23 protein-coding genes are annotated in these 24,677 nt (G+C 74.4%); 7 read left to right on the top strand and 16 right to left on the bottom strand.

The features are described 5' to 3' along the window. Positions 1 to 14 precede the first annotated feature (14 nt). Genes AC6CH6_RS02870 through thiL form a run of 3 tightly spaced genes read right to left on the bottom strand, consistent with a single transcriptional unit; the run spans position 15 to position 4,380 of the window. On the bottom strand, positions 15 to 2,312 hold the full coding sequence (locus AC6CH6_RS02870) for an ATP-dependent DNA helicase RecG (protein ID WP_109222466.1): 2,298 nt from the start codon (positions 2,310 to 2,312) through the stop codon (positions 15 to 17). Positions 2,313 to 2,324: 12 nt separating this feature from the next. Further along, positions 2,325 to 3,284 (bottom strand): DAK2 domain-containing protein, encoded by a 960-nt coding sequence (locus AC6CH6_RS02865; protein ID WP_309221582.1) that lies wholly within the window; start codon positions 3,282 to 3,284, stop codon positions 2,325 to 2,327. Continuing rightward, the gene (gene thiL / locus AC6CH6_RS02860; protein ID WP_498253951.1) at positions 3,274 to 4,380 is read right to left on the bottom strand and encodes a thiamine-phosphate kinase; all 1,107 of its coding nucleotides are present in this window, start codon (positions 4,378 to 4,380) and stop codon (positions 3,274 to 3,276) included. The genes AC6CH6_RS02865 and thiL overlap by 11 nt, the downstream gene beginning before the upstream one ends. 64 nt (positions 4,381 to 4,444) lie before the next feature. Between thiL and AC6CH6_RS02855 the strand changes: the two genes are divergently transcribed. Together AC6CH6_RS02855 and AC6CH6_RS02850 are read left to right on the top strand one after the other, a co-directional pair. Then, positions 4,445 to 4,936 (top strand): DUF3515 family protein, encoded by a 492-nt coding sequence (locus tag AC6CH6_RS02855; RefSeq protein ID WP_095651683.1) that lies wholly within the window; start codon positions 4,445 to 4,447, stop codon positions 4,934 to 4,936. 142 nt (positions 4,937 to 5,078) lie between these two features. Next, positions 5,079 to 5,384, top strand: a complete 306-nt coding sequence (locus AC6CH6_RS02850) for a DUF4193 domain-containing protein (RefSeq protein WP_017833185.1) — start codon at positions 5,079 to 5,081, stop codon at positions 5,382 to 5,384. Positions 5,385 to 5,415: 31 nt separating this feature from the next. Here the strand turns inward: AC6CH6_RS02850 and AC6CH6_RS02845 are convergent, their stop codons facing one another. Both AC6CH6_RS02845 and AC6CH6_RS02840 read right to left on the bottom strand, forming a co-directional pair. After that, positions 5,416 to 6,696 carry an ABC transporter permease gene (locus AC6CH6_RS02845; protein WP_035928937.1) on the bottom strand — a complete coding sequence of 427 codons (1,281 nt, stop codon included), beginning with the start codon at positions 6,694 to 6,696 and terminating at the stop codon, positions 5,416 to 5,418. Further along, a complete protein-coding gene (locus tag AC6CH6_RS02840) occupies positions 6,693 to 7,475 on the bottom strand; it encodes an ABC transporter ATP-binding protein (protein WP_498253950.1) in 783 nt (260 codons plus the stop codon). The genes AC6CH6_RS02845 and AC6CH6_RS02840 overlap by 4 nt, the downstream gene beginning before the upstream one ends. Positions 7,476 to 7,956: 481 nt before the next feature. Between AC6CH6_RS02840 and AC6CH6_RS02835 the strand changes: the two genes are divergently transcribed. Together AC6CH6_RS02835 and AC6CH6_RS02830 are read left to right on the top strand one after the other, a co-directional pair. After that, a complete protein-coding gene (locus tag AC6CH6_RS02835; protein WP_498253949.1) occupies positions 7,957 to 8,664 on the top strand; it encodes a hypothetical protein in 708 nt (235 codons plus the stop codon). 198 nt (positions 8,665 to 8,862) lie between these two features. Further along, complete coding sequence (locus AC6CH6_RS02830) at positions 8,863 to 9,465, top strand: class F sortase (RefSeq protein ID WP_498253948.1); 603 nt, start codon at positions 8,863 to 8,865, stop codon at positions 9,463 to 9,465. Between the two features lie 34 nt (positions 9,466 to 9,499). On the opposite strand, the gene AC6CH6_RS02825 is transcribed toward AC6CH6_RS02830, so the two are convergent. The 6 genes from AC6CH6_RS02825 to leuC all read right to left on the bottom strand — a co-directional run bounded on the left by AC6CH6_RS02825 (position 9,500) and on the right by leuC (position 16,119). Further along, on the bottom strand, positions 9,500 to 10,618 hold the full coding sequence (locus AC6CH6_RS02825) for a D-alanine--D-alanine ligase family protein (protein ID WP_498253947.1): 1,119 nt from the start codon (positions 10,616 to 10,618) through the stop codon (positions 9,500 to 9,502). Then, entirely contained in the window at positions 10,615 to 11,736 is a 1,122-nt protein-coding gene (locus tag AC6CH6_RS02820) for an NAD(P)H-dependent glycerol-3-phosphate dehydrogenase (protein ID WP_498253946.1), read from the bottom strand. The genes AC6CH6_RS02825 and AC6CH6_RS02820 overlap by 4 nt, the downstream gene beginning before the upstream one ends. Then, on the bottom strand, positions 11,733 to 12,482 hold the full coding sequence (locus AC6CH6_RS02815; RefSeq protein ID WP_498253945.1) for a lysophospholipid acyltransferase family protein: 750 nt from the start codon (positions 12,480 to 12,482) through the stop codon (positions 11,733 to 11,735). Before AC6CH6_RS02815 ends, AC6CH6_RS02820 begins: the two co-directional genes overlap by 4 nt. A gap of 13 nt (positions 12,483 to 12,495) precedes the next feature. Next, entirely contained in the window at positions 12,496 to 13,812 is a 1,317-nt protein-coding gene (gene murA, locus AC6CH6_RS02810) for a UDP-N-acetylglucosamine 1-carboxyvinyltransferase (RefSeq protein ID WP_095651676.1), read from the bottom strand. A 172-nt stretch (positions 13,813 to 13,984) separates the two neighbouring features. Then, entirely contained in the window at positions 13,985 to 14,584 is a 600-nt protein-coding gene (gene leuD / locus AC6CH6_RS02805) for a 3-isopropylmalate dehydratase small subunit (RefSeq protein WP_109222471.1), read from the bottom strand. A gap of 32 nt (positions 14,585 to 14,616) precedes the next feature. Continuing rightward, on the bottom strand, positions 14,617 to 16,119 hold the full coding sequence (gene leuC, locus AC6CH6_RS02800; protein ID WP_284563613.1) for a 3-isopropylmalate dehydratase large subunit: 1,503 nt from the start codon (positions 16,117 to 16,119) through the stop codon (positions 14,617 to 14,619). Positions 16,120 to 16,233: 114 nt separating this feature from the next. Between leuC and AC6CH6_RS02795 the strand changes: the two genes are divergently transcribed. Beyond that, positions 16,234 to 17,046, top strand: a complete 813-nt coding sequence (locus tag AC6CH6_RS02795; protein WP_498253944.1) for an IclR family transcriptional regulator — start codon at positions 16,234 to 16,236, stop codon at positions 17,044 to 17,046. A 13-nt stretch (positions 17,047 to 17,059) separates the two neighbouring features. On the opposite strand, the gene AC6CH6_RS02790 is transcribed toward AC6CH6_RS02795, so the two are convergent. The 4 genes from AC6CH6_RS02790 to AC6CH6_RS02775 are packed head-to-tail and all read right to left on the bottom strand — an operon-like array spanning position 17,060 to position 22,412. After that, complete coding sequence (locus AC6CH6_RS02790) at positions 17,060 to 18,748, bottom strand: dynamin family protein (protein ID WP_498253943.1); 1,689 nt, start codon at positions 18,746 to 18,748, stop codon at positions 17,060 to 17,062. After that, positions 18,745 to 20,508, bottom strand: coding sequence for a dynamin family protein (locus tag AC6CH6_RS02785; RefSeq protein ID WP_498253942.1), 1,764 nt, complete (start codon positions 20,506 to 20,508; stop codon positions 18,745 to 18,747). Before AC6CH6_RS02785 ends, AC6CH6_RS02790 begins: the two co-directional genes overlap by 4 nt. Before the next feature lie 57 nt (positions 20,509 to 20,565). Continuing rightward, complete coding sequence (locus tag AC6CH6_RS02780; protein WP_498253941.1) at positions 20,566 to 21,486, bottom strand: NADP-dependent oxidoreductase; 921 nt, start codon at positions 21,484 to 21,486, stop codon at positions 20,566 to 20,568. Positions 21,487 to 21,536: 50 nt separating this feature from the next. Further along, the gene (locus AC6CH6_RS02775; protein WP_498253940.1) at positions 21,537 to 22,412 is read right to left on the bottom strand and encodes a potassium channel family protein; all 876 of its coding nucleotides are present in this window, start codon (positions 22,410 to 22,412) and stop codon (positions 21,537 to 21,539) included. A 161-nt stretch (positions 22,413 to 22,573) separates the two neighbouring features. Between AC6CH6_RS02775 and AC6CH6_RS02770 the strand changes: the two genes are divergently transcribed. Together AC6CH6_RS02770 and AC6CH6_RS02765 are read left to right on the top strand one after the other, a co-directional pair. Further along, positions 22,574 to 23,818 carry a cation:proton antiporter gene (locus tag AC6CH6_RS02770; RefSeq protein ID WP_498253939.1) on the top strand — a complete coding sequence of 415 codons (1,245 nt, stop codon included), beginning with the start codon at positions 22,574 to 22,576 and terminating at the stop codon, positions 23,816 to 23,818. A 51-nt stretch (positions 23,819 to 23,869) separates the two neighbouring features. Next, on the top strand, positions 23,870 to 24,421 hold the full coding sequence (locus AC6CH6_RS02765; protein WP_498253938.1) for a DUF421 domain-containing protein: 552 nt from the start codon (positions 23,870 to 23,872) through the stop codon (positions 24,419 to 24,421). Between the two features lie 55 nt (positions 24,422 to 24,476). Here AC6CH6_RS02765 and AC6CH6_RS02760 read toward each other — a convergent pair whose 3' ends face one another. After that, positions 24,477 to 24,671 carry a DUF2795 domain-containing protein gene (locus AC6CH6_RS02760; protein ID WP_368796789.1) on the bottom strand — a complete coding sequence of 65 codons (195 nt, stop codon included), beginning with the start codon at positions 24,669 to 24,671 and terminating at the stop codon, positions 24,477 to 24,479. Positions 24,672 to 24,677: the final 6 nt, after the last annotated feature.

The following is a 24,677-nucleotide window of genomic DNA, read 5'->3' as shown; positions in this document are numbered from 1 at the left end:
GTCGGCACGGGGGCTCAGCCCCGGTCCAGGAACGCCTCGGCGTCCGGGTCGAGGTAGCGCTCGATGGCCTCAGCAAGCTCGGGGTGCTCCAGCAGCTGGGGGTCCTCGCCCAGGATCGTCACGGCGTCCCGGCGGGCGCGCTCGATGAGCTCGGCGTCGTCGAGGGCCCGCAGCAGGCGCAGGGTGGAGCGGCCGCCGGACTGCGCGGCGCCGAGGATGTCGCCCTCGCGGCGCAGCTCGAGGTCCGCCCGGGCCAGCTCGAAGCCGTCCGTGGACCCGGCCACCACCTCGATCCGCTCCCGCGACGGGTGCTCGGCGGGGCGCCGGGTGACGAGCAGGCACGTCCCGGCGTGCCCGCCGCGCCCGATCCGGCCGCGCAGCTGGTGCAGCTGGGAGATGCCGAACCGATCGGCGTCGACGATGATCATCAGCGTGGCGTTGGGCACGTCCACGCCGACCTCGACCACGGTGGTGCACACGAGCAGCTGCACGTCCCCCGCCGCGAACTCCTCCATGAGCCGGGACTTCCGGTCCGTGTCGAGCCGGCCGTGCAGCACCTCGGCGCGCACGCCGGCCAGGACGGGCTCGGCGGCCACGAGCTCGGCGAGCCAGGTGACGGACGCCATCGTCGCCTCGGACTCCTCGTCCTCGGAGGCCGCCGCGAGGGCGGACTCCGCGAGGGAGGCGTGGGGCGGGGGCTCGTCGTCGTCGCCGATCTTGGGCGCGACCACGTAGACCTGGCGGCCCGCGTCGATCTCCTCCCGGGCGCGCCGCCACAGGCGCCGCTCCCAGCCCGGGTGCTCCACGAGCCCCACGGTGTGGGTGGCGATCGGCTGCCGGCCGGCCGGGAGCTCGTCGAGGACGGAGACGTCCAGGTCGCCGAAGACGGTCATCGCCACGGTGCGCGGGATGGGGGTGGCGGTCATCACCAGCAGGTGCGGGGGCCGCCCGGCCTTGTCCCGCAGCCGGTCGCGCTGCTCGACGCCGAAGCGGTGCTGCTCGTCCACCACGACCAGTCCGAGGTCGGCGAACTGGACGACCTCGGAGAGCAGGGCGTGGGTGCCGATGACGATCCCGGCCTCCCCCGACGCGATCTGCAGCAGGGCCCGCTTGCGCGCCGCGGCGCCCATGGACCCCGTGAGCAGCACGACCTGCGTGCCGTCCGGGTCCCCGCCGAGCAGGCCGGCCTGCGCGAGCGGGCCCAGGGAGCGGACCACGGAGCCGTGGTGCTGGGCGGCGAGCACCTCGGTGGGGGCCAGCAGCGCCGCCTGCGCGCCGGAGTCCACGACCTGCAGCATCGCGCGCAGGGCCACGAGCGTCTTGCCCGAGCCGACGTCGCCCTGGAGCAGCCGGTTCATGGGACGGGTGCCCGCGAGCTCCGCGGCGAGCTGCTCCCCCACGGTCCGCTGCCCGGCGGTGAGCTCGAAGGGCAGCCCGGCGTCGAACCGCGCGAGCACCCCCGCGGGGACGCCCGGGCGGGCGGTGGTGGGGTGGGCGGCGAGCTCGGCGCGGCGGCGGGCCAGGGCGCACTGGAGCAGGAACGCCTCCTGGTAGCGGAACCGGCGGCGCGCCTCCCCGTGCGCCCGGGTGTCCCTCGGGCGGTGGACCTGCCAGTACGCCTCCTCGAGCCCCATGAGCCCCTCCCGCTCCCGGATCCCGTCCGGCAGCGGGTCCGGGACGGCCCCGAAGTCCACGACGGGCAGCAGCGAGTGCACGGCGCGGGCGATCTTGTCCGTGGTCAGCTTGGCCGTGGCCGGGTAGATCGGGATGGGCCGGCCGGCGCGCTCCTCGGCGGTCTCCCCGGCCTCCGGGGCGTCCGGGTCGAGGATCGCGTAGTGCGGGTTGGTCATGGTCACGCCGCCGTTGTACAGCCCGACCTTCCCGGAGAACAGGGCGTGCGTTCCGGGGGGCAGGTCCCTGGCGGCGGTCCAGGCGTTGAAGAAGCTCAGCCGCATCGTCCGGCCGGGGCCCGGGTCGCCGTCCGCGAAGAGCCGCTGCGGGTCGGAGGAGACGCGGTCCGTGATCACCACGTCCGTGATGGACCCGCGCCGCGAGCGCATCTGGCGGGTGGAGGCGTGCACGACCTCGGCCACGATGGTGACCTGCTGGTCGATGCGCAGCTCCGAGAACGGGGTGAGCTCGCCCCGCGGCATGTACCGGCGGGGGAAGTGGTCGAGCAGCTGCCCAATCGTGGACACCGAGAGCTGCCGGGCCAGCTGGTCGGCCGTGGTCCGCCCCAGCAGCCGGGCCAGCGGCTGGTCGAGCTCGGAGACCGGGTCGGGGAACGCCCCGCCGCCGTGGGTGGGGGTCATCTCAGGGGTGCCTCATCCGTCCGCCTCCGAGAGGGAGGTCACCGTGAGGTTGACGGCCTTGCCGCGGGCGCCGATCACCGTGAGGGCGTCCTCGGGCCGCGGCACGTGGACGTGCACGCGCCAGCGGTAGCCGTCCCCCGTCTCGGTCACCGCGCTCATGATCACGCTGGTGCCCACCTCGCTGAGCTCATGGCGCAGCTCCGCGGCGTCCAGCGGGGTGAGCTCCACGGTGCACATCACCTCCACGCCGCCGTGCACGGTGTGCGGGGCGTCCTCGGCGCCGGCGGCCCGGGCCGCGGCGGCGTCGATCAGCGCGTCGAGGGCGTTCTCGTCGCCGGCGTCGTCGCCGCCCACGGTGCGGGCCAGGGCGTCGAAGACCACGAGCATGCCCAGGGCGCCGGCGTCGACCGTGCCGGTCTCGCGCAGGATCTCGAGCTGGTCCGGCGTGACGAGGACCGCGGCGCGGGCGGCGGTGCTGACGCCGGCCAGGAACTCCTTGAGCTGCTGGTTGGACCCGTCCTCCACGCCCTGCGGCACGGGCACGGCGGCGGCGGCCTCCAGGACGGAGAGCATGGTCCCGTCCACGGGGTCCGTCAGGACGCTCCAGGCGCGCACGTGGCCGGCGTGCAGGGCCAGCCGGACGGACTCGGCGCTCATCCTGGTGCTCCCCTCGAGGGAACGGCCCACGGCCGTGAGGAAGACGGAGAACAGGGTGCCCGAGTTGCCGCGGGCCTCCTCGAGGGCGGCCTGGCCAGCGAGGGAGAGCAGCTCCCCGACGTCGCCGGTCTCGAGCACGGCGGCGGCCTCGGCGGCGGCGCGCACGGTGGTCGCGAGGTTGGTCCCGGTGTCGGCGTCCGCGACCGGGAAGACGTTGAGGGCGTTCAGGACGGGGCTGTGGCGCACGAGATCACGGTGGGCCAGGTCGAGCCACCGCCGCATGACGGCCGCGTTCGATCCGATCCTATGGTTCAAAGTGATCCCATCCTTCGCCGACCGGGTGCCCGAGGGCGAGGTGCGGCGCTCGTCCGTCGAGCAGCACCCGGGGGAGGGTGTCGTCGTGCGCGGGGGGCGCGGGCGCACACGAGCCTATCGCACGGAACATCCCGGGCAGCGGCACGCCCCGGGGGAAGACGGCGAGCAGCCCGTGGTCCTCGCCCCCGGTCAGCACCCAGTCGCGGGGGTCCGAGCCGAGCAGCCGGGCGGCCGGGCGCAGGGGCTCGGCGAGGCCGGCCACGGCCGCGCCGTCGAGGTCGACGACGACGCCGCTGGCGGCCGCGACCCGCCCGGCGTCGCGGAGCAGGCCGTCGGAGAGGTCGATCATCGCGGTGGCGCCGGCGCGGGCGGCCGCGGGGCCGGCGGTCACCGGGGCGCACGGCCGCAGCTGCGCCGCCGCGAGCCCGTCCAGGAGCGCGTCCCGGCCGGGCCGGTAGCGGCGGTCCTCGAGCAGCGCCACGCCCGCGGCCGCCCGCCCGGTGGTCCCGGCGAGCGCCACCGTGCCGCCCTCGCCCGCTCCGGAGCGGCGCACCGGGTCCCGGCCCTCGAGGTCGCCCGTCACCGTGGCGGTGACCGACAGCTCCCGGCCGGCGCCCATGTCCCCGCCGACCACGGCGCAGCGGTCCGCGCCCATGGCCTCGAACCCGGCCACGAGGCCGCGGGCGAAGTCCTCGGGCCAGGACACGGGCGTGCCCGGCGGCAGGGTGAGCGAGACGACGGCGGCCGACGGGACGGCGCCCATCGCGGCGACGTCGGCGAGGTTCTGCGCCGCGCACTTCACCCCGGTGTCGTAGCCCGTGGTGACCGCGCCGCCGGTCCAGGCGAGCCGGAAGTCCTGGTCCTGCACCTGGGTGTCCGTGGTGATCACGTACCGCCCGTCCGGGGCCGCGACCACGGCGCAGTCGTCGCCGGGGCCGAGCAGCACCAGGTCCGCTCCGGGGCGGGGGGCGGCGGGGCGCAGGAGCAGCGGGAGCACCCGGGCCAGCAGCTCGGCCTCGGAGAGCTCCCCGACGGTGGGCCCCGGACCGGGCGGGGCGTCGGGCACGGGGGACGGCTCCGCTGGGGGTCGGGTCATGGCGCTCATCCTAACGACGGCCCCGGACGCGGGAACGGGCTCCCCCGAGGATTACGCTGGGGGCATGCCCTCCCCCTCCCTGTCCCGATCCGCCCGTGCCCTGCTGGGGGCGGGAGCCCTGGTGGCGGTCCTCGCGGGGTGCTCCCCCGCCGTCACCGTGGACCCCGCCGAGAACGCCGCCGACCCGGGGTGCGCCCCGGCGATGCTGGCCATGCCGGAGACCGTCGGCGAGCACGAGCGGCGCGAGACCACCAGCCAGGCCACCACGGCCTACGGCGAGCCCACGGCGGCGGTCGTGCGGTGCGGCGTGACCCCGCCCGGGCCCACCACGGACGCCTGCTCCTCCGTCAACGACGTCGACTGGCTGATCCGCCAGGACGAGGACGGGAGCACCTGGACCGCCACGACCTACGGCCGGGACCCGGCCGTCGAGGTGGTCTTCGACAGCACCGCCGTGGCCTCCTCCACCCTGCTGGTCGAGCTGGGCTCCGCGGTGGAGCAGATCCCCGCCGAGCGCCGGTGCCTGGACCTCCAGGACACCGTGGAGGGCCTCTGAGCCGGGGCCGGACGGAGGGGTCCGTCCCCTCCCCCGGGACGTCCCGGAGGCTCGGGAATAGGCCCGTGCCCCGCCCGGTTGTGGCGTGGACACGCACGCGAGCCCACCACGCCCCACCACCACGCCAGAAGGAGGCACATCCGTGGCCACCGATTACGACGAGCCCCGCGTCAAGCCCGAGGACGAGCCCGCCAACGAGTCCCTCGAGGTGATCCAGGCGCAGCGCAGCGCCACCGCGCAGAGCCCGGCGATCGACGTCGACGACTCGGACACAGCGGAGGGCATCGACCTGCCGGGGGCGGACCTGTCCCAGGAGGAGCTGCTCATCCAGGTGGTGCCCGAGCAGGACGACGAGTTCACCTGCATGTCCTGCTTCCTGGTCCGCCACCGCAGCCAGCTCGCCCGCGAGCAGGACGGCGCCCGGTACTGCATCGAGTGCGAGGGCTGACGGCCGCGGCACCCGCCCCGGGCCCGCCCGGTCACTCGTGGCGCAGGGAGGCGATGGGGTCCTTCCGCGCGGCCCGGACGGCGGGGATCGTCCCGGCCAGGAACGCGATCCCCATGACCGAGAGCACGATCAGGGCCACCCGCCACGACTCGAACGCGAACAGCGACAGTCCCGGCAGCCCGGACAGGAACCCGTCGGCCAGCGCCCCGCTCAGGGCCGAGCCGCCGACGACGCCCGTGACGGCGCCGACGACCGCCCCGAGGAACCCGATGAAGACGGCCTCGAGGGAGAACAGGCCGAAGACCCGGCCCCCGCTCATGCCCATGGCCTTCATCAGGCCGATCTCCCGGGTCCGCTCCTGGACCGACATCAGGAGGGTGTTGACGATGCCGAGCCCGGCGGCCACGAGCGCGATGACGGCGCAGGCGTTGAGGATCCACACGATGGCGTTGATGACGGCGCGGAACATGCCGAGCTGGTCCTCCACGGTGAGCCCGAGCATGTCCTGCTCCTCCAGCCGCGCCTGGATCCCGGGGGCCAGGGCCATGTCCTCGACCGTGACCGTGGCCATCGCGAAGCTCTCCGGGACCTCCTCCGGGACGCCGCTGACCTGGTAGTCGTAGAGCCGCTCGTTGAACGTGTCCGACGGGATGGGGTTCAGGGAGGTCCCGACGAGACTGGCCTGCGTCACCCCGGAGATCGTGGCGGGGAACGCCCGGTCCTGCTCCGCCATGTTGGTCATGACCACGTCGACGCGGCCTCCGACGGCCTCCTGCGCGGAGGAGAAGCCCAGGTCGGCGACCCAGCTGTCGGGGACCGCGATCTCGTCCCGGCCCGCGGCGGGCGCTCCGCCGGCCACCATCTGCAGGCCCACGGCGTCGACGGGGATCCCCGGGGAGAGCTGGAACCGGCTGCCGTCGGCGGCCTCCAGGTAGGTGGGGGCCACGGAGTACATCGGCTTCACGGAGCGCACCCCGTCCAGGTCCTCGATGACCTCGATGTCCTCGGGGGTCAGCCCTTCGAAGGACACGCCGAACCCCGTCCGGATCCGGGTGGTGTCCGGGTCGTACTCCCGCGGGCCCGAGGTCGAGGACAGCTCGATGAGGGGCTGCGACTTCTGGACGTAGAGCGCGTCGGCGTCGCCGAACGCCGCCACGGTGTCGTCGATGTACCGGTTCACCCCGGTGCCCATGCCGGAGGTGAGGGTCAGGGCGAACGCACCGATGAAGACGGCGAGCACGGTCAGGGTGGCGCGGATCCTGGCGCGCGCGGTGTTGGCGACCGCGGAGGCCAGCAGGTCGGACCACCTCACCGGGCACCTCCGACCGCTCCGACGACGACCTCGTCGTCCGCGCCGGCGTCGTCCCCTCCGGCGTCGTCCGCCCCGGCTGCGGGGGCCTGCCGGGGTGGAGGGGCGTCCACGACGAGACCGTCGTGCAGGTGCACCTGGCGTCCGCAGCGCCGGGCGAGGTCCTCGTCGTGGGTGACGACGACGAGGGTGATGCCGCGCTCCCGGTGGAGCTCGAGCAGGAGGTCCTGGACCACCGCGCCGGTGGCCGAGTCGAGGTTGCCCGTGGGCTCGTCGGCGAAGATCACGGAGGGGTCGTTGACCAGGGCCCGGGCGATCGCGACCCGCTGCTTCTGCCCGCCCGACAGGTCGGCGGCACGGCTGGAGGCCTTCTCCGCCACGTCCAGGCGCTCCAGCACGTCCAGGGCGCGGCGCCGGCGCGCTCCGGGACGGACCCCGGCGATGCGCAGCGGCAGCACCACGTTCTCCAGGACCGTCTGGTCCGGGGTCAGGTAGAACTGCTGGAACACGAACCCGAACGCGGCGTTGCGCGTCTCGTTGAGCTCACGGGCCGTCATCGACGCCGCCGGCCTGCCGTCCAGGGACACCGTGCCGCGGGTGGGCGCGTCGAGCAGCGCGAGCAGGTGCATCAGGGTCGACTTGCCCGAGCCGGACTTCCCGACGACGGCGACGGACTCCCCGTGCCGGATGCGCAGGTCCACGCCCCGCAGCGCGGCGAAACGGGTGTCCCCCCGGCCGTAGATCTTGACCAGGTTCTCGGCCTCGAGCACCGCGGACGTCATCGAATTCCCCCTGTCGGGGCGACCGTCCCCCCGGACGGCCGCCGCGGGACCACGTCCCTCCCCCAATCATGTGCGCAAGCGAATGGTGGCGGCGACCCGATCCGTGTCCCCACTAGTGCTGTCCCGTGACCCGCGCGGACCCGGACGGCCGCGGAGGACACCCCCGGCGGACCGGTCACGAGGGGGCCGGAGGCGCTCGCCGGGTCCGGTGCCGAGGGCCGGGACTCCTCCCGTCACGTAACAGTTCACCCTTGCTAATGCCGGGATGTGGACGATAGTTAACAGCACAGCTGTTCTTCGGCAGGGGGTTCCGGCTCCGCGGGACGGGCGCACGCCCCGTCCGCGCCGAACGACGAGCGGCACGACGTGACGGGGGTCCGTCCGCGCGGGGGCGCGGCAAGGACCCCGGTGGGGTCGTGCGGCGCGCTGGCGGTCCTGGGGTGGGCCCGGGCCGACTACGGAGTACAGGAGACGCATCGACATGACAACTACGAGAAGACTGGCTGTTGCCGGTGCCTCGGCGACCGTGCTGGTGGGGGGCCTGTTCCTGGGCGTCCCGGCGGCCGTCGCGGCACCGGGCGACGCCCCGCCGGTCGACGCCCCACCGGGCGCGGCCGCATCCACCGAGGTGGCCGGTGCCGTGGCGGAGCTGCCGGCCGCGGCGCCCGCGGACGTCCCGGTCGCCGAGGTCCTGGTCGCCGAGGCGGCTCCGCCCGCACCGGCGGAGGTCCCGGTCGCCGAGCCCGCACCGGTCGTCGCCGACGTGGCGGCGCCCGAGCTGCCGGCCGCGGCCCTCGCGGACGTCCCGGTCGCCGCGCCCGTGGACGTCCCGGCTGCCGCGCCCGTGGACGTGCCGGCCGCCGAGGTGGTCCTGCCCGCACCGGCGGAGGCGCCGGCGCCGGCTCCGTTCGTCGCCGACGTGGCGCCGGAGGCACCGGCGCTGTCCGACGCGGCACCCGCCGCGCCGGCCGCAGCCGCGGTCCAGCAGGCGGTGGTCCCGGAGCTCGCGCCCCAGGAGGCCGCCGCCGGGGCCGCGAACCCGGGGCTCAACGTGGACACCCGCCTCACCGCGGCACCGATGGGGCAGGCGGCCGGCGCCGGTCTGCTCACGGCGCTGCTCGCGGCGGCAGTGGCCCTTCCCGGTGCGCTCGCGTACCGGGCCCGGAGGCTCGGGCGCAGCGGCGCCTGAGCCGCGTGCCGTGCCGGTGGCGCCCGCGGGGCGGCGCCGGCACGGCACCGCACCCGGCGCGCCCGCGCCGGACGGCTCGGGCCGGTGCAGATCGCGCCGGGCCGGGTCGGGTCAGGACGTGCCGGGCCGGGTGCGGACCGGCCGCGGCGGAACGCGCCGGGTCGGAGAACAGGTCAGGTCGGAGGAGGACAGCACAGCATGGCAACGAGCACCGTGGCGGGACCGCCGCGCCCCCTCCCGGCCGAGGAGAGGGATCCCCTGGCCCGGCGGGCGGCGGTGGTGACGCTGTGCGCCGCCGTGCTGTGGGTGGCGCTCATGAACCAGTGGTTCCTCGCCCAGCACCTCCTGGGGCACGTGCCGGCCGCGGCGTCGCCGGTGCGCCTGAGCATCGACGCGGTCGGCTTCGACGCCGACGTGCTCCCCTACGACCCGACCGACGAGGACCTCGAGGGCGGCTCGCTCGTGCCGCCGCAGACCTACAGCGGCTACCGGCTCACGCCGTACGGGATGCCCGGCGAGGGGTCGACCAACACCACGTACATCGCGGGGCACAGCTACGACAAGGTGGAGCTGCCCTTCAACAAGCTGAGCGACCCGGCCCTGGTCGGGGAGGAGCTCGAGGTCGAGACCGTGGACGGGACCCTCGACTACGTGGTGGACTCGGTGACCACCTACGAGAAGGACACGCTGAAGGACAGCGAGATCTGGCGGATCGTCCCGAACCGCATCGTCCTGATCAGCTGCTACACCCAGGACGCGGTCGGCAAGAACGTCGTCGTCACCGCGTCGCCCGCTCCGTGAGCCGGGGGCTCCGCCCCCGGTGGCGTGCCGCGGCTCAGCGCAGCCCGACCGGCCGTTCCAGGGCGAGGCCCAGGAGCTCGTCTATCAGCTCGGCGTAGTCGAGCCCGGAGGCGGCCCACATCCGGGGGTACATCGAGATCGGCGTGAACCCGGGCATCGTGTTGATCTCGTTGATGACCACCTGCCCGTCGGGGGTGTAGAAGAAGTCGGCCCGGCACAGGCCCTCCCCGTCCAGCGCCTCGAACGCGGTCACGGCGCTGCGGCGGATCGTCCCGATCGCCTCCTGCGGCAGGTCCGCGGGGCAGCTGAGCCGCGCGGAGGCCTGGGAGACGTACTTCGCCTCGAAGTCGTAGAACGCGTGCTCGTCGACGATCTCGATCTCGCCGGGCATGGAGGTCCGGGCGGCGGCGGTCCCGCGGCCCTGGAGGACGGCGCACTCGATCTCCCGCCCCACGATCCCCGCCTCGACCACCAGCTTGCGGTCGTGCTCGCGGGCGGTCTCGATCGCGGCGTCCAGGTCCTCGGCGCGCTCCACCTTCGTGATGCCGAAGGAGGACCCCGCCCGGGCGGGCTTGACGAACACGGGAAAGCCCAGCGCGGCGATGCGCTCGCGCACGTCCTGGGGGTCCACGGCCCACTGCCGGTCGGTCACCACGGTGTAGGGGCCCACCGCCAGGCCCGCCGCCTCGAAGGCGAGCTTCATGAAGTGCTTGTCCATCCCCACCGCGGAGGCCGTGACGCCGCAGCCCACGTAGCGCAGGTCGGCGAGCTCGAGCAGACCCTGCAGGGTGCCGTCCTCGCCGAAGGGCCCGTGCAGCAGGGGCAGCACCACGTCGATGTGCCGGTCCCGGCTGACGGTCTGCCCGCAGGGACCGTCCTGGCGCACGATGAGCTCGCTCTCCCCGACCTTCAGGGGCAGGCTCACGAGCTCGTCGCCCACGGGCAGCTCGGCGATCGGGTTCGCGTCCAGCAGCGTCTCCAGCTCCTCCTGCGGGCAGAGGAACCACTCGCCGGAGGTGGCGATGCCGACGGTCACGACGTCCCACTTGTCCCGGTCGATGGCGCGCAGGACCCCGAGGGCGGTGATGAGGGAGATGGAGTGCTCGCTGGAGCGTCCGCCGAACAGCACGGCGACGCAGGGGCGGGGGGTCATGGGGCGGTCCCTTCGGATTTGATCTCGCGGCCCAGCAGGAGCGGGGCCACCTCGTCGATGGTGATCTCCTCGCGGAGGATGGCCACGACGGCCTCGGTGATGGGCATGTCCACGCCGTGGCGGCGGGCCAGGGCGAGCACGGCGGGGGCGGACTTGATGCCCTCGGCGGTCTGGGTCATCTCCTCCTGGACCTCCGCCGGGGTGAGGCCCAGGCCGAGGAGCCGGCCCGCGGTGCGGTTGCGGGACAGCGGGGAGGAGCAGGTGGCCACGAGGTCGCCCAGTCCGGCGAGGCCGGAGAGGGTCTCCAGCCTCCCGCCGAGGGCGAGCGCGAGCCGGGTCGTCTCGGCGAGCCCGCGGGTGATGATGGAGGCCTTGGAGTTCTCCCCGAAGTGGCGGCCGTCGGCGATGCCCACCCCGAGGGCGATGACGTTCTTGACGACGCCGCCGATCTCGGTGCCCACCACGTCCGTGTTCGTGTAGGGGCGGAAGTAGCGGGTCCGGCAGGCGTGGGCCACCCAGGTGGCCAGGTCCGCGGCGGGGGCCGCCACGACGGAGGCCGTGGGCTGCTCCTCGGCGATCTCCATGGCCAGGTTGGGCCCGGACAGCACGCACGTGCGCGCCCGCCAGTGCCGGGGGCCCAGCCCGGTGGCCCGCCCCAGCTCCTCGGCGACCACCTCGCTCATCCGCAGGCCCGTGTCCCGCTCGAGACCCTTGGCGAGGGACAGCACCACGGCGTCGCGCTCGAGGTGCCCGGCCACGGCGGTCAGCTGGGCGCGCAGGGACTGGGCGGGCACGGCGAGGACCACGAGGTCCGCGCCGCGCACGGCGGCGGCGAGGTCGGCGGTGATCTCCAGGCGCTCGGGCAGCCGGATGCCGGGCACGTAGCGGTCGTTGACGCGGGTGCGCGCGGTGTGGTCCATCGCGGGGGCGCTGCGTCCCCACAGGGCCACGGTCCGCCCGATCGGCTCGGCCCGGGCGTGGGCGGACTCGCGGGCGCTGTCGGCGAGGATCTTGGCGAAGGTCGTGCCCCAGGACCCGGCGCCCAGCACGGCGATCCTCCGCGGCCCGGCGGCGGGCAGGCCGCCGGCAGGGGCCGCGGCGGTCTCGGGGGGCGTCACAGGCGGCCTCCCCGGCGCCGGTCCCAGAGGGCGGCCGGCGCGTCCGTGCCGCGCAGCACCGCGAGCTCCCGGGCCACGGCGCGCATGACGGCGTCGGTGGCGTCCTCGAGCCGCGCCGCGTGGCGGCCCACCGGATGGGTCAGGTCGGGGACGTCGTCCCGCCACGGGGTGAGGTCCACGGGCGGGCCGATCCGCACGCGCACGTCCTTCCGGGGGAACAGGCTGACCGTGCGCCGGCCGGTGGAGCGGTCGTGGTCGAGGACCTCCTGGTCCCCCCAGTGCGCCACCGGGACCACAGGGGCCCCGGTCGCGAGGGCCAGGCGCGCGGCACCCGTGTGCCCGGTCATCGGCCACCGGTCGGGGTCCCGGGTGAGGGTGCCCTCGGGGTAGATCACCACGGCGCCGCCGGAGGCGAGCTCGGCGCGGGCGGCCGTGAGCGCCGCCGCGGCGTCGGCCGTGCCGCGCAGCACGGGGACCTGGCCGGTGGCCCGGAGCACCGTCCCCACCCCGGGGGCGCGGAACAGGGACTCCTTCGCCAGGAACCGCGGCATGATCCCGTTGTCGTAGAGCGTGATCGCGACCGTCAGGGGGTCGAGCTCGGTGAGGTGGTTGGGCACCACGATGAACCCGCCCTCGGCGGGCAGGTGCTCCTCCCCCGTCCAGCGCAGCCGGGCCACCAGCCGGTAGGCCGGCTTGACGACGCCCGCGAGCGCGCGGAACAGGCGGCGGTTCGAGGTGCGGCTCATCGGCGGGCCCGGCTCACTCGCCGTCGAGCTCGAAGGACGCCCCGAGCCCCGTTAGCTTGTCGGTGAAGTGCTCGTAGCCGCGCTCGATGAGCTCCACGCCCGTGACGTGGGACGTGCCTTCGGCGGCCATCGCCGCGATGAGGTGGGAGAAGCCGCCGCGGAGGTCGGGGATGTTGATCTCGGAGGCCTGCAGCGGGGTGGGCCCGGAGATCACGGCCGAGTGCACGAAGTTGCGCTGGCCGAAGCGGCACGGCACGGAGCCCAGGCACTCGCGGTGCAGCTGGATCGTGGCCCCCATCCGGTTGAGGGCGGCGGTGAAGCCGAAGCGGTTCTCGTAGACGGTCTCGTGCACGATGGACACGCCCGTGGCCTGGGTGAGGGCGACCACGAGCGGCTGCTGCCAGTCGGTCATGAAGCCGGGGTGGACGTCGGTCTCCACGATGAGCGGGTTGAGGTCCCCGCCGGGGTGGTAGAAGCGGATGCCCTCCTCCCGGATGTCGAGGCCCCCGCCGATCTTGCGGAACGTGTTGAGGAAGGTCATCATGTCGGACTGCCGGGCCCCGGCCACGAAGATGTCGCCGCCGGTGGCGAGCGCGGCGGAGCCCCAGGAGGCGGCCTCGATGCGGTCGGGCATGGCCCGGTGCCGGTAGCCGGTGAGCTCGGGGACGCCCTCGATGCGGATCACCCGGTCGGTCTGGACGGTGATGATGGCGCCCATCTTCTGCAGGATCGCGATGAGGTCCATGATCTCGGGCTCGGTGGCAGCGCCGCGCAGCTCGGTGTGGCCGTCGGCCCGGGTGGCGGTGAGCAGCACCTGCTCGGTGGCGCCGACCGAGGGGTAGGGCAGCTCCACCTTGGCGCCGTGCAGGCCGTGCGGGGCGCTCATCCGGATCCCGGACTCCAGCTTCTCGACACGGGCGCCGAAGTGGCGCAGCACGTCGAGGTGGTAGTTGATGGGCCGGTCGCCGATCTTGCACCCGCCGAGGTCGGGGATGAACGCCTCGCCGATGGCGTGCAGCAGGGGCCCGCACAGCAGGATCGGGATCCGCGAGTCCCCGGCGTGGGCGTCGATGTCGGCGTGCCGCGCCGTGGTGACGTTGCAGGGGTCCAGGGACAGCCGGCCGTCCTCGCGCCCCACGTCGACCCCGTGCAGCGCCAGCAGGTTGGTGACGACCTGGACGTCCTTGATCTGGGGCACGTTCTCCAGGACGGACGGTGTGGAGCCCAGGAGGGCGGCCACCATGGCCTTGGGGACGAGGTTCTTGGCACCTCGCACGGTGACCTGCCCGGACAGGGGGATTCCGCCCGTGATGTGCAGTGCGCTGCTCATGACCTTCCGATCTGCTGTTGCCGGGCCACCCCCGAGCGGGAGCGGCACCCGTACAGTGTAGGTTCCCCGGCGCGGGCCCCCGCACAGGGGCGGGCGTCGTGCGTGTCCGGGACAGCACGACGGCCCGGCGGGCCGTGGAGGGCTCCGCCGGGCCGTGCCGGGCGTGACGAGGTCAGGTGCGGGCGGGCAGCGTGGTCGGCTTGAAGGCGGGACGGCCCGCCTCGAACGCGGCGATGTCCTCCTCGCGCTGGAGGGTGAGGCCGATGTCGTCGAGGCCCTCCATGAGGCGCCAGCGCGTGTAGTCGTCGATCGAGAACGGCACCGTCACCGTGTCGCACGTCACCGTGCGGGACTCGAGGTCGACCTCGATCTCGGTGCCGGGGTGCTCCTCGATCAGCTTCCACAGCAGCTCGACGTCCGCCTGGTCGACCTGCGCGGCCAGCAGCCCCTGCTTGCCCGAGTTGCCGCGGAAGATGTCCGCGAACCGGGAGGAGATGACGGCCTGGAAGCCGTAGTCGCGCAGCGCCCACACCGCGTGCTCCCGGGAGGAGCCGGTGCCGAAGTCGGGCCCGGCCACCAGCACGGAGCCGTGCCGGTACGGCTCCCGGTTGAGCACGAAGTCCTCGTTCTTGCGCCAGGCGGCGAACAGGGCGTCCTCGAAGCCGGTCTTGGTGATCCGCTTGAGGTAGACGGCCGGGATGATCTGGTCGGTGTCCACGTTGGACTGGCGCAGCGGGACGCCGACACCCCGGTGGGTGGTGAACTTCTCCATGGCAGGGCCTTTCTGGGCTTCGGGTCGAGGGCTCAGGCGCCGGCGGACGCGAGGTCCGTGGGGGCGCCGGCGGGCTCGAGGTCGGACGGGGAGGACAGCGTGCCGCGCACCGCGGTGGCGGCGGCCACCACGGGCGAGACGAGGTGGGTGCGCCCGCCCTTGCCCTGCCGGCCCTCGAAGTTGCGGTTCGACGTCGAGGCGCACCGCTCGCCGGGGGCGAGCTGGTCCGGGTTCATGCCCAGGCACATCGAGCAGCCCGCGAAGCGCCAGTCCGCGCCGAAGTCCTTGAACACCCGGTCCAGGCCCTCGGCCTCGGCCTGCAGCCGCACCTTGGCCGAGCCCGGCACCACCATCATCCGTACGTTCTGCGCCTTGGCGCGGCCCTTGACGATCTCCGCCGCCGCCCGCAGGTCCTCGATCCGGGAGTTGGTGCAGGAGCCCAGGAAGACGGTGTCCACGGGGATCTCCTTCATCGGGGTGCCGGCGGCCAGACCCATGTACTCGAGGGCCCGGCGGGCGTTGGCCTTGTCGTTCTCGTCCCCGATGTCCTCGGGGTCGGGGACGGACTGGGACAGGGGGACGCCCTGGCCGGGGTTGGTGCCCCAGGTGACGAACGGCTCGAGCTCGTCCGCGTCGAGGAAGACCTCGGCGTCGAAGACGGCGTCCTCGTCGGTGCGCAGGGTCCGCCAGTACTCGACGGCCGCGTCCCAGTCGGCGCCCTGCGGCGCGTGCGGGCGGCCCTGGACGTAGTCGAAGGTGGTGTCGTCGGGGGCGATCATGCCCGCGCGGGCGCCGGCCTCGATCGACATGTTGCAGATGGTCATCCGGGCCTCCATGGACAGGGCGCGGATGGCCGAGCCCCGGTACTCCAGGACGTAGCCCTGTCCGCCGCCGGTGCCGATCTTGGCGATCACGGCCAGGATGATGTCCTTGGCGGACACCCCCGGGCGCAGCGTGCCCTCGACGTTGATGGCCATGGTCCGGAACGGGGCGAGCGGCAGCGTCTGGGTGGCCATCACGTGCTCGACCTCGGAGGTGCCGATGCCGAAGGCCAGGGCGCCGAACGCGCCGTGGGTGGAGGTGTGGGAGTCGCCGCAGACCACGGTCATCCCGGGCTGGGTGAGGCCCAGCTGGGGGCCCACCACGTGCACGATGCCCTGCTCGGCGTCCCCGAGCGGGTGCAGGCGCACGCCGAACTCGGCGCAGTTGGCCCGCAGGGTCTCGATCTGCTTGCGGGACGTGTCGTCCGCGATGCGGGAGAAGATGTCCTGCGTGGGCGTGTTGTGGTCCTCGGTGGCGATCGTGAGCTCGGGTCGGCGCAGCGGGCGGCCCGCCAGGCGCAGCCCCTCGAAGGCCTGCGGCGAGGTGACCTCGTGGAGCAGGTGGAGGTCGATGTAGAGCAGGTCCGGCCGCCCGTCTTCGCCCTGGCGCACGAGGTGGTCCGCCCAGACCTTCTCGGCGAGGGTGCGCCCGCCCCGGGGCCCGGAGGGTGCGGCGGAGGTCGTGGAGGGGGTCGAGGACTGGTAGTCCGGCATGGCGGATCCTTCCGTGCTGCCTGTGCAACGTGTTTCCTCCATGGTCGGCGCCCGGCTCGCGACGGGCCAGCTTTCGGGCTTGCTTCTCACATTCTGAGACGTCAGTATCAGTGCATGGACACATCTGGACACATGGACCCGTCCGGCGCCCCGCTCGGCACGCCGCTGGGCGGGCAGGGCACCGGGGAGTCGCTCGCGCTGACCGCGACCACCGCGCCCAGCGGGGTGGGGGTGGTCGACAAGGCCGCGGTGATCCTCGACGCCCTCGAGGCGGGGCCGGCGACGCTGGCCCAGCTGGTGAGCGCCACGGGACTCGCCCGCCCCACCGTGCACCGGCTCGCCGTGGCACTGGCCCACCACCGGTTCGTGGGCCGGGACATCCAGGGCCGGTTCGTGCTCGGCTCCCGGCTCGTGGAGCTGGCGTCCGCGGCCGGCGAGGACCGCCTGATCGCGGCCGCCGGCCCCGTCCTGATGAACCTGCGGGACGCCACCGGGGAGTCCGCGCAGATCTTCCGCCGGCAGGGCGACTGGCGCGTGTGCGTGGCCTCCGCCGAGCGGCCCATCGGGCTGCGGGACACGATCCCGGTGGGCACGCAGCTGTCGATGAAGGCGGGCTCCGCCGCGCAGGTGCTCGTCGCCTGGGAGGACCACGACCGCCTGCTCGAGGGCCTGCGCCACGCGCGGTTCTCCGCGACCGTGCTGGCCGGGGTGCGCCGCCGGGGCTGGGCACAGTCGCTGGGCGAGCGCGAACCGGGCATCGCCTCCGTCTCGGCCCCGGTGCGCGGGCCCTCGGGCCGGGTGATCGCCGCGGTGTCGATCTCCGGGCCGATCGAACGGCTCACCCGCCAGCCGGGCCGGCTGCACGCCGAGGTCGTGGTGCAGGCCGCGCGCCAGCTCACGGAGGCGGTCCGGGCCACCACCCAGTAGCCGGCCGCCGCGCTCAGTCGCGCAGGACGGCCAGCGCCCTCCGGAAGGCGGCGAAGGCCTCGAGCTCCGCCCGCACGGGGTCGACGACGGTGCGCCGGGCGGCCTCGGCCACCGACTCGCGCAGCCGGCGCCGCACCGAGCGCTCCCGCATCCGGGCGCCGAAGCCGGCGAGGATCCGGCCGGTCAGGGCCGTGAAGATCCCGAGCACCACCCCGGCGAGGACGAGCAGCGTGGGCACGGGCAGCGGGAAGCCCTCGACGTACGGGGGCGGCGGGACGGGGACCTGGAACCACTCGAGCAGGAACAGGCCCAGGAGCCACAGCAGACCCGCGACCACCGCGAGCATCGCGAGCCACTGGACGACGTCGAGGACGAGCCACCACCAGGAGTTCCGCCCGGCCCGGAAGTCGGTGCGGGCGACGGCCTGGTCGATCGCGTCCGGCAGCCTCTGCTCGTGGGTGCGCGCGGCCTGCCGGACCGACCGGGTCCACGGTTCGGCGGCCCCGTCCGCGGCGTCGTGGGCGAAGGTGCGCACCGCGGAGTCGGCCGCAGCCCGCTGGGCGGCGCCCATGGGCGGCAGGGACGTGCGGTTGACCTCGGGGTTCACGGTCCCGCCCCGGTCGAGGTTCAGCCGCCGCATCGGGTCCTTGCGGAACCTCAGCAGCCACCGGGTGGGGATCCACCCCGTGTGCCCCGCCGCGTGCAGGGCGTAGGACCTCCCGGCGGCCCGGGCGATCCCGGGCACGTTGGCGGCCTGCGCCAGCCCGTCGGTGAGCCGCTCCTGCGCCGGCTCGGTGATCCCGGCAGGCTCCCCGTCCCCGGAGGCCTCGGCGAGCAGCGCGGCGGCGTCGTCCACGTCGGCGTCCAGCCGGGCGCCGGCCGCCGCCCTGGTGTCGGCCACCTGGCGGATCCGCGCGCGGAGGGCCTCGACGCCCTCCCCCGTCACCGCGGAGACGGCCACCGGCTTCGACAGCCCCGTGGTGGGCAGCCCGTCCTGGGCCACGAGCTCCTCGAGGGAGGCCATCACGGCGGGGACCTCGGCGGCCGGCAGCCGGTCCACCTGGTTCATCACCACCATGGTCACGGCCCCGTGGCGGGCCAGCGGCGCGATGAACTCCTGGTGGATGACCGCGTCGGCGTACTTCTGCGGGTCCACGACCCACACCACGACGTCGACCATGCCGACGAGGCGCTGCACGATGGTGCGGTGGTGCAGGCTCACGGAGTCGAAGTCCGGCAGGTCGAGCAGGATCAGACCGCCGGGCGCCTCCGCGGCGGGCGCGCCCGTGATCCGCTCCTTGACGCGCGTCCACCGGCCGGCGGCCGCGTGCCCGGTGGGCAGGGGCGTGTCGACGTGGTGGCGCTGGGTTACACCGAGCCAGTCCAGCAGGGCCTCGCTGCCCGGCTCCCCCCAGACGGCGGCCAGCGGCTCGGAGGTGGTGGGGCGGCGGGCGGCGGCCCGGGCGATGTCCCGTCCCACGACCGCGTTGAACAGGGTGGACTTCCCGGACCCGGTCGCCCCGAAGAAGCCCACCACGGTGTGGTCGGCGGACAGGGAACGCCGCTCGGCGGCGCGGTCCAGGACGGTGCGGGACGCCGCCACGGCCTCGTCGTCGAGCCGGCCGGAGGCCAGCTCCGTGGCGCGCGCGAGCGCGGTGAGCCGTTCGGAGAGGGTCGGCGCCGCCTGCCGGGCGGGGCTCATGCGCTCTCCCCCAGCGTCCGCCCCGCGGCGCGGATGCGCTCGGCCACGGCCACGAGCTCGTCGGCCTCCGGGTGCCCGTCCAGGACGTCGAGGCGCCGCAGGAACACGGACGCCTGCTGGTCCATGACCGTGTGGATGCGGGACTCGAGGTTCCTGCGGGCGTCCTCGGCCATCCGCCGCACGGCGTCCTCCCCGAAGACCGCCTCGAGCAGCTTGGTGCCCACCACGCCGGAGCCGCCGGCGATGCCGACCTCCAGCCCGGTGAGCCCGCCCGTCATGGAGAACACGCCGATCATGAGGATCACGGTCAGCGCGTTCACGCCCAGCGACATGGCCCGCGCCCTGGTCCGCTTGTCCGCGCCCTCGCGCTGGATCAGCTCCATGAGGTCGCCCTGCCAGGCGCGCACCTGCTCGGCCGTGCGCTCGCGGAAGTCCGGGGGCAGCGAGCCGAGGTCGGACCCGCCGAGCAGGACCCGGCCCGCGGGCTCGTCCAGCCAGCGGCGCTCCGCGGTCTCGGAGGCGCGCGCGGCCTCCTCCACGATCACGGTCTGCAGACCGGTCTCGATGGCCTCCTCGACCTGGACCTCGGGTGCCGGCCGCCCGCTGAAGAAGGCGGTGAGCCGGTCCCGCATCCGGCCGATCCCGGCCTCGAGGTTGCGGAAGAACTCACCGGTGCCCACGAAGTCCTGCCAGCGGGCGAGGACCTCGCCGCGCAGCAGGGTCCCGTCCCGGGTCGACTCGATGACGGCGGCGAGCGCCTCGTCGAAGGCGCGGTCCACGTCGTGGCGCAGCTGCGCCTCGACGCGGTGCTGGGAGAGCACCGCCGTCCCGGCCGCGCCGGTGCGCTCGGCGATGGAGCGGACCGCACCGCCGAGGGTCCGGCGGGCGATCTCCGAACGGGAGGCGGCGTTGCGCCCCAGTTCGGCCAGGAAGTCCACCACGGGGGCGACGACGTGGGGCGGGAGCATGCCCATCTCGTTGAGCGGTGACTCCGGGACGGTGAACACCGGGGCGTCCCCGAGGCCCTGCTCGGCGAGCATCCGCCGGAGGTCGTCCTCGATCTCGGCCTCGAGGCCGTGCGGGACCCGGTCGAGGACCACGGCCACCGTGATGTCCCGCTGGGCGGCCTCGACGAGCAGCCGCCACGGCACGGCGTCGGCGTAGCGGTTCGCGGTGGTCACGAACAGCCACAGGTCGGCGGCGGCCAGCAGCTGCCCCGCGAGCCGGCGGTTCTCGTCGGAGATCGAGTCGACGTCCGGAGCGTCGAGCAGGGCGACGCCCTCGGGGATCCGCGGCTCGGCGAGCAGCACGAGGGCCTGGCCGTCCGCGGTGCCGGGCAGCGCGGACGGGGAGGCGGTGTCCGCGGCGGTGGAGCCGGCGGGGATGACCTTCCGCGCGTGGATCCGGCTCAGGTGCGGGAGCACCCGCTGGGTCGAGAACGCCTCGGCGTCGCGCGGGTGGTGGATCAGGATGGGCTGCCGGGTGGTCGGGCGGATGGCCCCGGACCGGGTCACGGGGTGCCCCACGACCGCGTTGACCAGGGTCGACTTGCCGGCGCCCGTGGAGCCGCCGACCACCGCGAGCAGCGGCGCGTCGAGGGAGCGCACCCGGGGCAGCACGTAGTCGTCGAGCTGGGCGACGGCACGGTCGATGTCCTCGCGCTCGCGCAGCACGTCGGTCGTGGACAGCGGGAGGGTCGACGCCGCGAGCAGCGCCCGCGCGTCCTCGAGGGCGCTCAGGATCTCTGTCTGGTCGGTCACAGGGACATTGTGCCAGTCAGCCTGCTGTGCACCTACGCGGCGCGGGACGCCGGGGGCTCACGCCATCCGGACGGCGATCTTGCCGCGGACGTGCCCCTCCTGGCTGAGCCGGTAGGCCTCCACGCCCTCGGCCAGGGGCACGCTGCGGGCGAGCTCGATCCGGAGCGCGCCCCGGTCCACCAGGCGGCCCAGCTCGGTGAGGTCCTCGGCGGAGGGACGCACCCACATCCACGTCCCGCCGTGGGCCTCGACCGCGTCGTCGGCCACGGAGGCGTGCCGCCCCCCGTCCTTCAGGACGGCGAGCGTCTGCTCCACGACCCCGCCCACGAGGTCGACCACGACGTCCACGCCGTCCGGAGCCATCTCCCGGACCCGCTCGGGCAGCCCGTCCCCGTAGGCCACGGGCTCCGCGCCGAGACCGCGCAGGTACTCGTGGTTGGCCTCCGACGCCGTGCCGATCACGCGGGCGCCCCGGGCCGCGGCGAGCTGGACGGCGTAGCCGCCCACGCCCCCGGAGGCGTTGTGCACGAGCACGGTGTCTCCCGCGGCCACCTCCAGGCGGCCGAGGACCTGGTAGGCCGTGAGCCCGGCCAGCGGCAGCGCGGCCGCCCGGTCCCAGTCCACGGAGGCCGGCTTCGGCGCGAGCAGGCGTGCGGGCAGGGCGACGTACTCGGCCATCGTCCCGCCGTGCACCCAGTCCGTGCGGGCGTAGGAGATCACCTCGTCGCCCGGGGCCCACTCCGGGACGTCGATGCCGACGGCCTCCACGACCCCGGACACGTCCCAGCCGGGCACCACCGGGAACTGGACGTCCATCAGCGGATCGAGGCCTCCGGACATGATCATCCGGTCCACGGGGTTGATCGCGGCGCTGCGCACCTTCAGGAGCACCCAGCCCGGTGGGACCTTGGGCTCGGGGAGGTCGGTGAGCTCGAGGACTTCGGGGCCGCCGTAGCGGGCGTACGTCAATGCCTTCATGCTCCGCGCAACCGGTGGTCCCCGGGGATTGTTCCCCGGGGACCACCGGCTCAGCGGCGCAGGTCCCGCCCGTGGTCCTCGGCGTAGGCGGCAAAGACGTCCGCGGGCGTCTCCCCTGCGCACCCGGAGTTCTCCCGCAGCTGGTGCGCGAGCTGCTCGAGGGCCAGTCCCAGCCGCCGGGCGCCGGTGCGCACCCGCGGCGCGGAGGACGCGGCGGCCCGGTCGCGCAGCTCGAGGGCATAGGCCAGCTGCCGGGCCAGGGAGAGGTCCGGGTCCTCCTCCTGGAAGTAGTACGTCTCGCCGTGCTGGGTGAAGTCGATCCGCGCCTTGGCCACCTCCGCGGCCAGGCCGTCCAGCACCCGGGCCGCCGTGACCGGGTCCTCCTCCGCGATGCCGTCCGCGTAGTCCACCTCGGCGAGGGACGTCAGCTCGAGCGCGAGGGCCCGGCGGCGGGACAGCGGCGGATAGATCTGCGTGAACCACGTCAGTGCCGCCGTGAGCAGGGCGAACCCGGTCAGCGCCTCGAGCGGGGTGGCGAGCCGGAGCCAGGGGCCGGTGGCCACGACGTCCCCGAACCCGAGCGTCGCCAGGGTGACGAACGAGATGTAGAGCGCCTCGAGGAGATCCGGGTAGGCGGCGGGGTCCACCCCCGGCGAGTACGTGAAGCCCACGGGGACGTGCGGCAGGTAGACCAGGGCCCAGCCGAGCCCCTGCAGGAGCACCCACAGGAGCACGACCGTGATCATCGAGCCCGGGCCCACGGCCGAGCCGAAGCGGTGCCCGGTGCGCCGGGAGACCCACCAGACGGCGGCCTGCACCCTCCCGCCGATGGCCCCTGTGCCGCTGGGGTGCAGCAGGCTGTGGTACATGTCCCGCAGGCCGAGCACGATCATTGTGGTCCCCAGCAGCGTCAGCAGCACGTCCACGTCGTCGCTCCGTTCCCGTCCGCCGGTGTCCTTTCCCCGCGACCCTACCCGGTGGCTCCCTCTCGGGCCCGCCCTTGGCCGCGTGACCATCAGCAGGGTTACGGTAGTGGCACGCGGCACCCCGGGCGGCGCCGTGAGCCCGATGCGACGGAAGGACGCCCATGGACATCAACCTCGTACTGGCGCTGTTCGCGGGCGCCGTCCTGCTGATCTCGGCGTTCTCGACGCTGCTGCAGCGGGCCGGTCTTCCCGGCCCGGTGCTCGCCCTCGCCTTCGGCGCGCTGATCGGCCCCTACGCGCTGGACCTCGTGCGGATCGAGGACTTCGGCCTGCCCCCGGGAACGCTGCTGGAGCAGGCCGCGCGGATCACCCTGGCGGTGGGCCTGGCCGGGGTCGCCCTGCGCCTGCCGCACGGCTACTGGCGCCGCGACGCCCGCTGGATCGCCGTGGTCATCGGGCTGGGCATGGCCCTGATGCTCGTCGTGGCCACCGGCGTGCTGTGGGCGGCGCTGGGCGTGCCGTTCCTGATGGCGCTGCTGCTGGGCGCGATCATCACCCCGACCGACCCCGTGGTCACCACCCCGATCGTCACGGGTTCCCTGGCCGAGGAGCGGATCCCCGAGCGGGTCCGGCACAACCTCTCGGCCGAGAGCGGGCTCAACGACGGACTGGCCTACCTCTTCGTCCTCCTCCCGGTGCTGCTGCTGACCGAGCCGGACCGGGCGTGGCACGAGCTGCTGACCACCGTCCTGCTGTGGGAGGTGCTCGGCGCGGCGGTGTTCGGGGCGCTGGCGGGCTTCCTGCTGGGCAGGCTGTTCGTCGTCGTCCGCCGGCACGGGCTCATGGAGGAGAGCTCCTACCTGGCCTTCGTGGTGCCGCTGGCACTCGTGCTGCTCGGGGCCGGCAAGCTGCTGGGCACCGACGCCCTGCTGGCCGTCTTCGTGGGCGTCGCGGTCTTCGGGCAGGTGATCCCCCAGCGGGACGAGGCACAGGAGGACAAGGTCCAGGACGCCGTGGCCCGGCTGTTCCTGCTGCCGGTGTTCATCCTGCTCGGCCTGGCGCTGCCGGTCGGTGAGTGGGCGGAACTGGGCTGGGGTGCTCCCCTGGTCCTCGGCGCGGCGCTGCTGCTGCGCCGCTTCGTCGCCCTGTGGGCGCTCCGGCCGCTGCTGCGGGGCGTGCACGACCGCGCCGAGACGCTCGTCCTGAGCTGGTTCGGACCCATCGGCGTCTCCGCCCTGTTCTACGCGACGCTGGCCGAACGGCACACCGGCAACCACGAGATCTTCGTCCACACCACCCTGGCCGTCACCCTGTCCGTGCTCGTCCACGGGCTGTCCACCGCACCGCTGAGCGCGTGGCTCCAGCACCGGGAGCCGGAGCGCAAACAGGAGGAGACCCCCGCATGAGCCCGCAGCACCCCTGTCCCAGGCCCCTCACCACGGATCGAGAGGCCCGCCGTGTGGTTTGACTCCTGGGCCGACATCCTCCGGATCCTCCTCGTCGGAGCCGCCTCCTACACCACGCTGGTGGCGATCCTGCGCCTGTCCGGCAAGCGCACCCTCGCCCAGCTCAACGTCTTCGACTTCGTGGTCACGGTCGCCCTCGGCTCGACCCTCGCCACCATCTTCCTCAGCACGGACGTCTCCTGGGCCGAGGGCGCCACCGCCCTGGCCCTGCTCGCCGCTCTCCAGCTGCTCGTGGCCCTCGTCTCGGCGCGCCGTCCGAGGGCGCGGCGCTTCTTCACCTCGGACCCCGTCCTGCTGCTGGCCGACGGCCGGATCCGGGGCGAGGCGCTGCGCCGCAACCGGCTCACGGAGTCGGAGATCCGTCAGGCGGTGCGCATGCAGGGCACCGGGGACCTCGCCCGGGTCAGGGCGGTCGTGCTCGAGACGAACGGCACGCTGAGCGTCATCACCGCCGACGCGCACGGCGACGGCTCGGCGCTGGAGGACGTCCGCGGCCACGACCGCCCTTCCGGACGCAGGGAGGGCACCGGCCCGGGCGAGTGAGCCCGGGGCCCGGGCGCCGGCCACAGGGGCCGCTCGCGGTGGCGGGCCGGACGGCCTACTCGCCGAAGACCGCCTCGGTCACGTGCGTGGGCTTCTCGTACTGCCGGTCGGGGAGGTTCCGGAGTGCGTCGAGGACGGAGTCGTCCGCACCGGAGTCCTGCGCCTTCCGCACGATCGCGTCCTTGCCGACCGGGTAGTCCAGGCCGCTGAGGTGCTTCTGCAGCTCGATGGGGTTGGGCTTGTCGGACATGGGAGT

This window comes from Kocuria sp. GQ42 (genome assembly GCF_059758435.1).
This window is presented reverse-complemented; position numbering and strand designations above follow the sequence as displayed.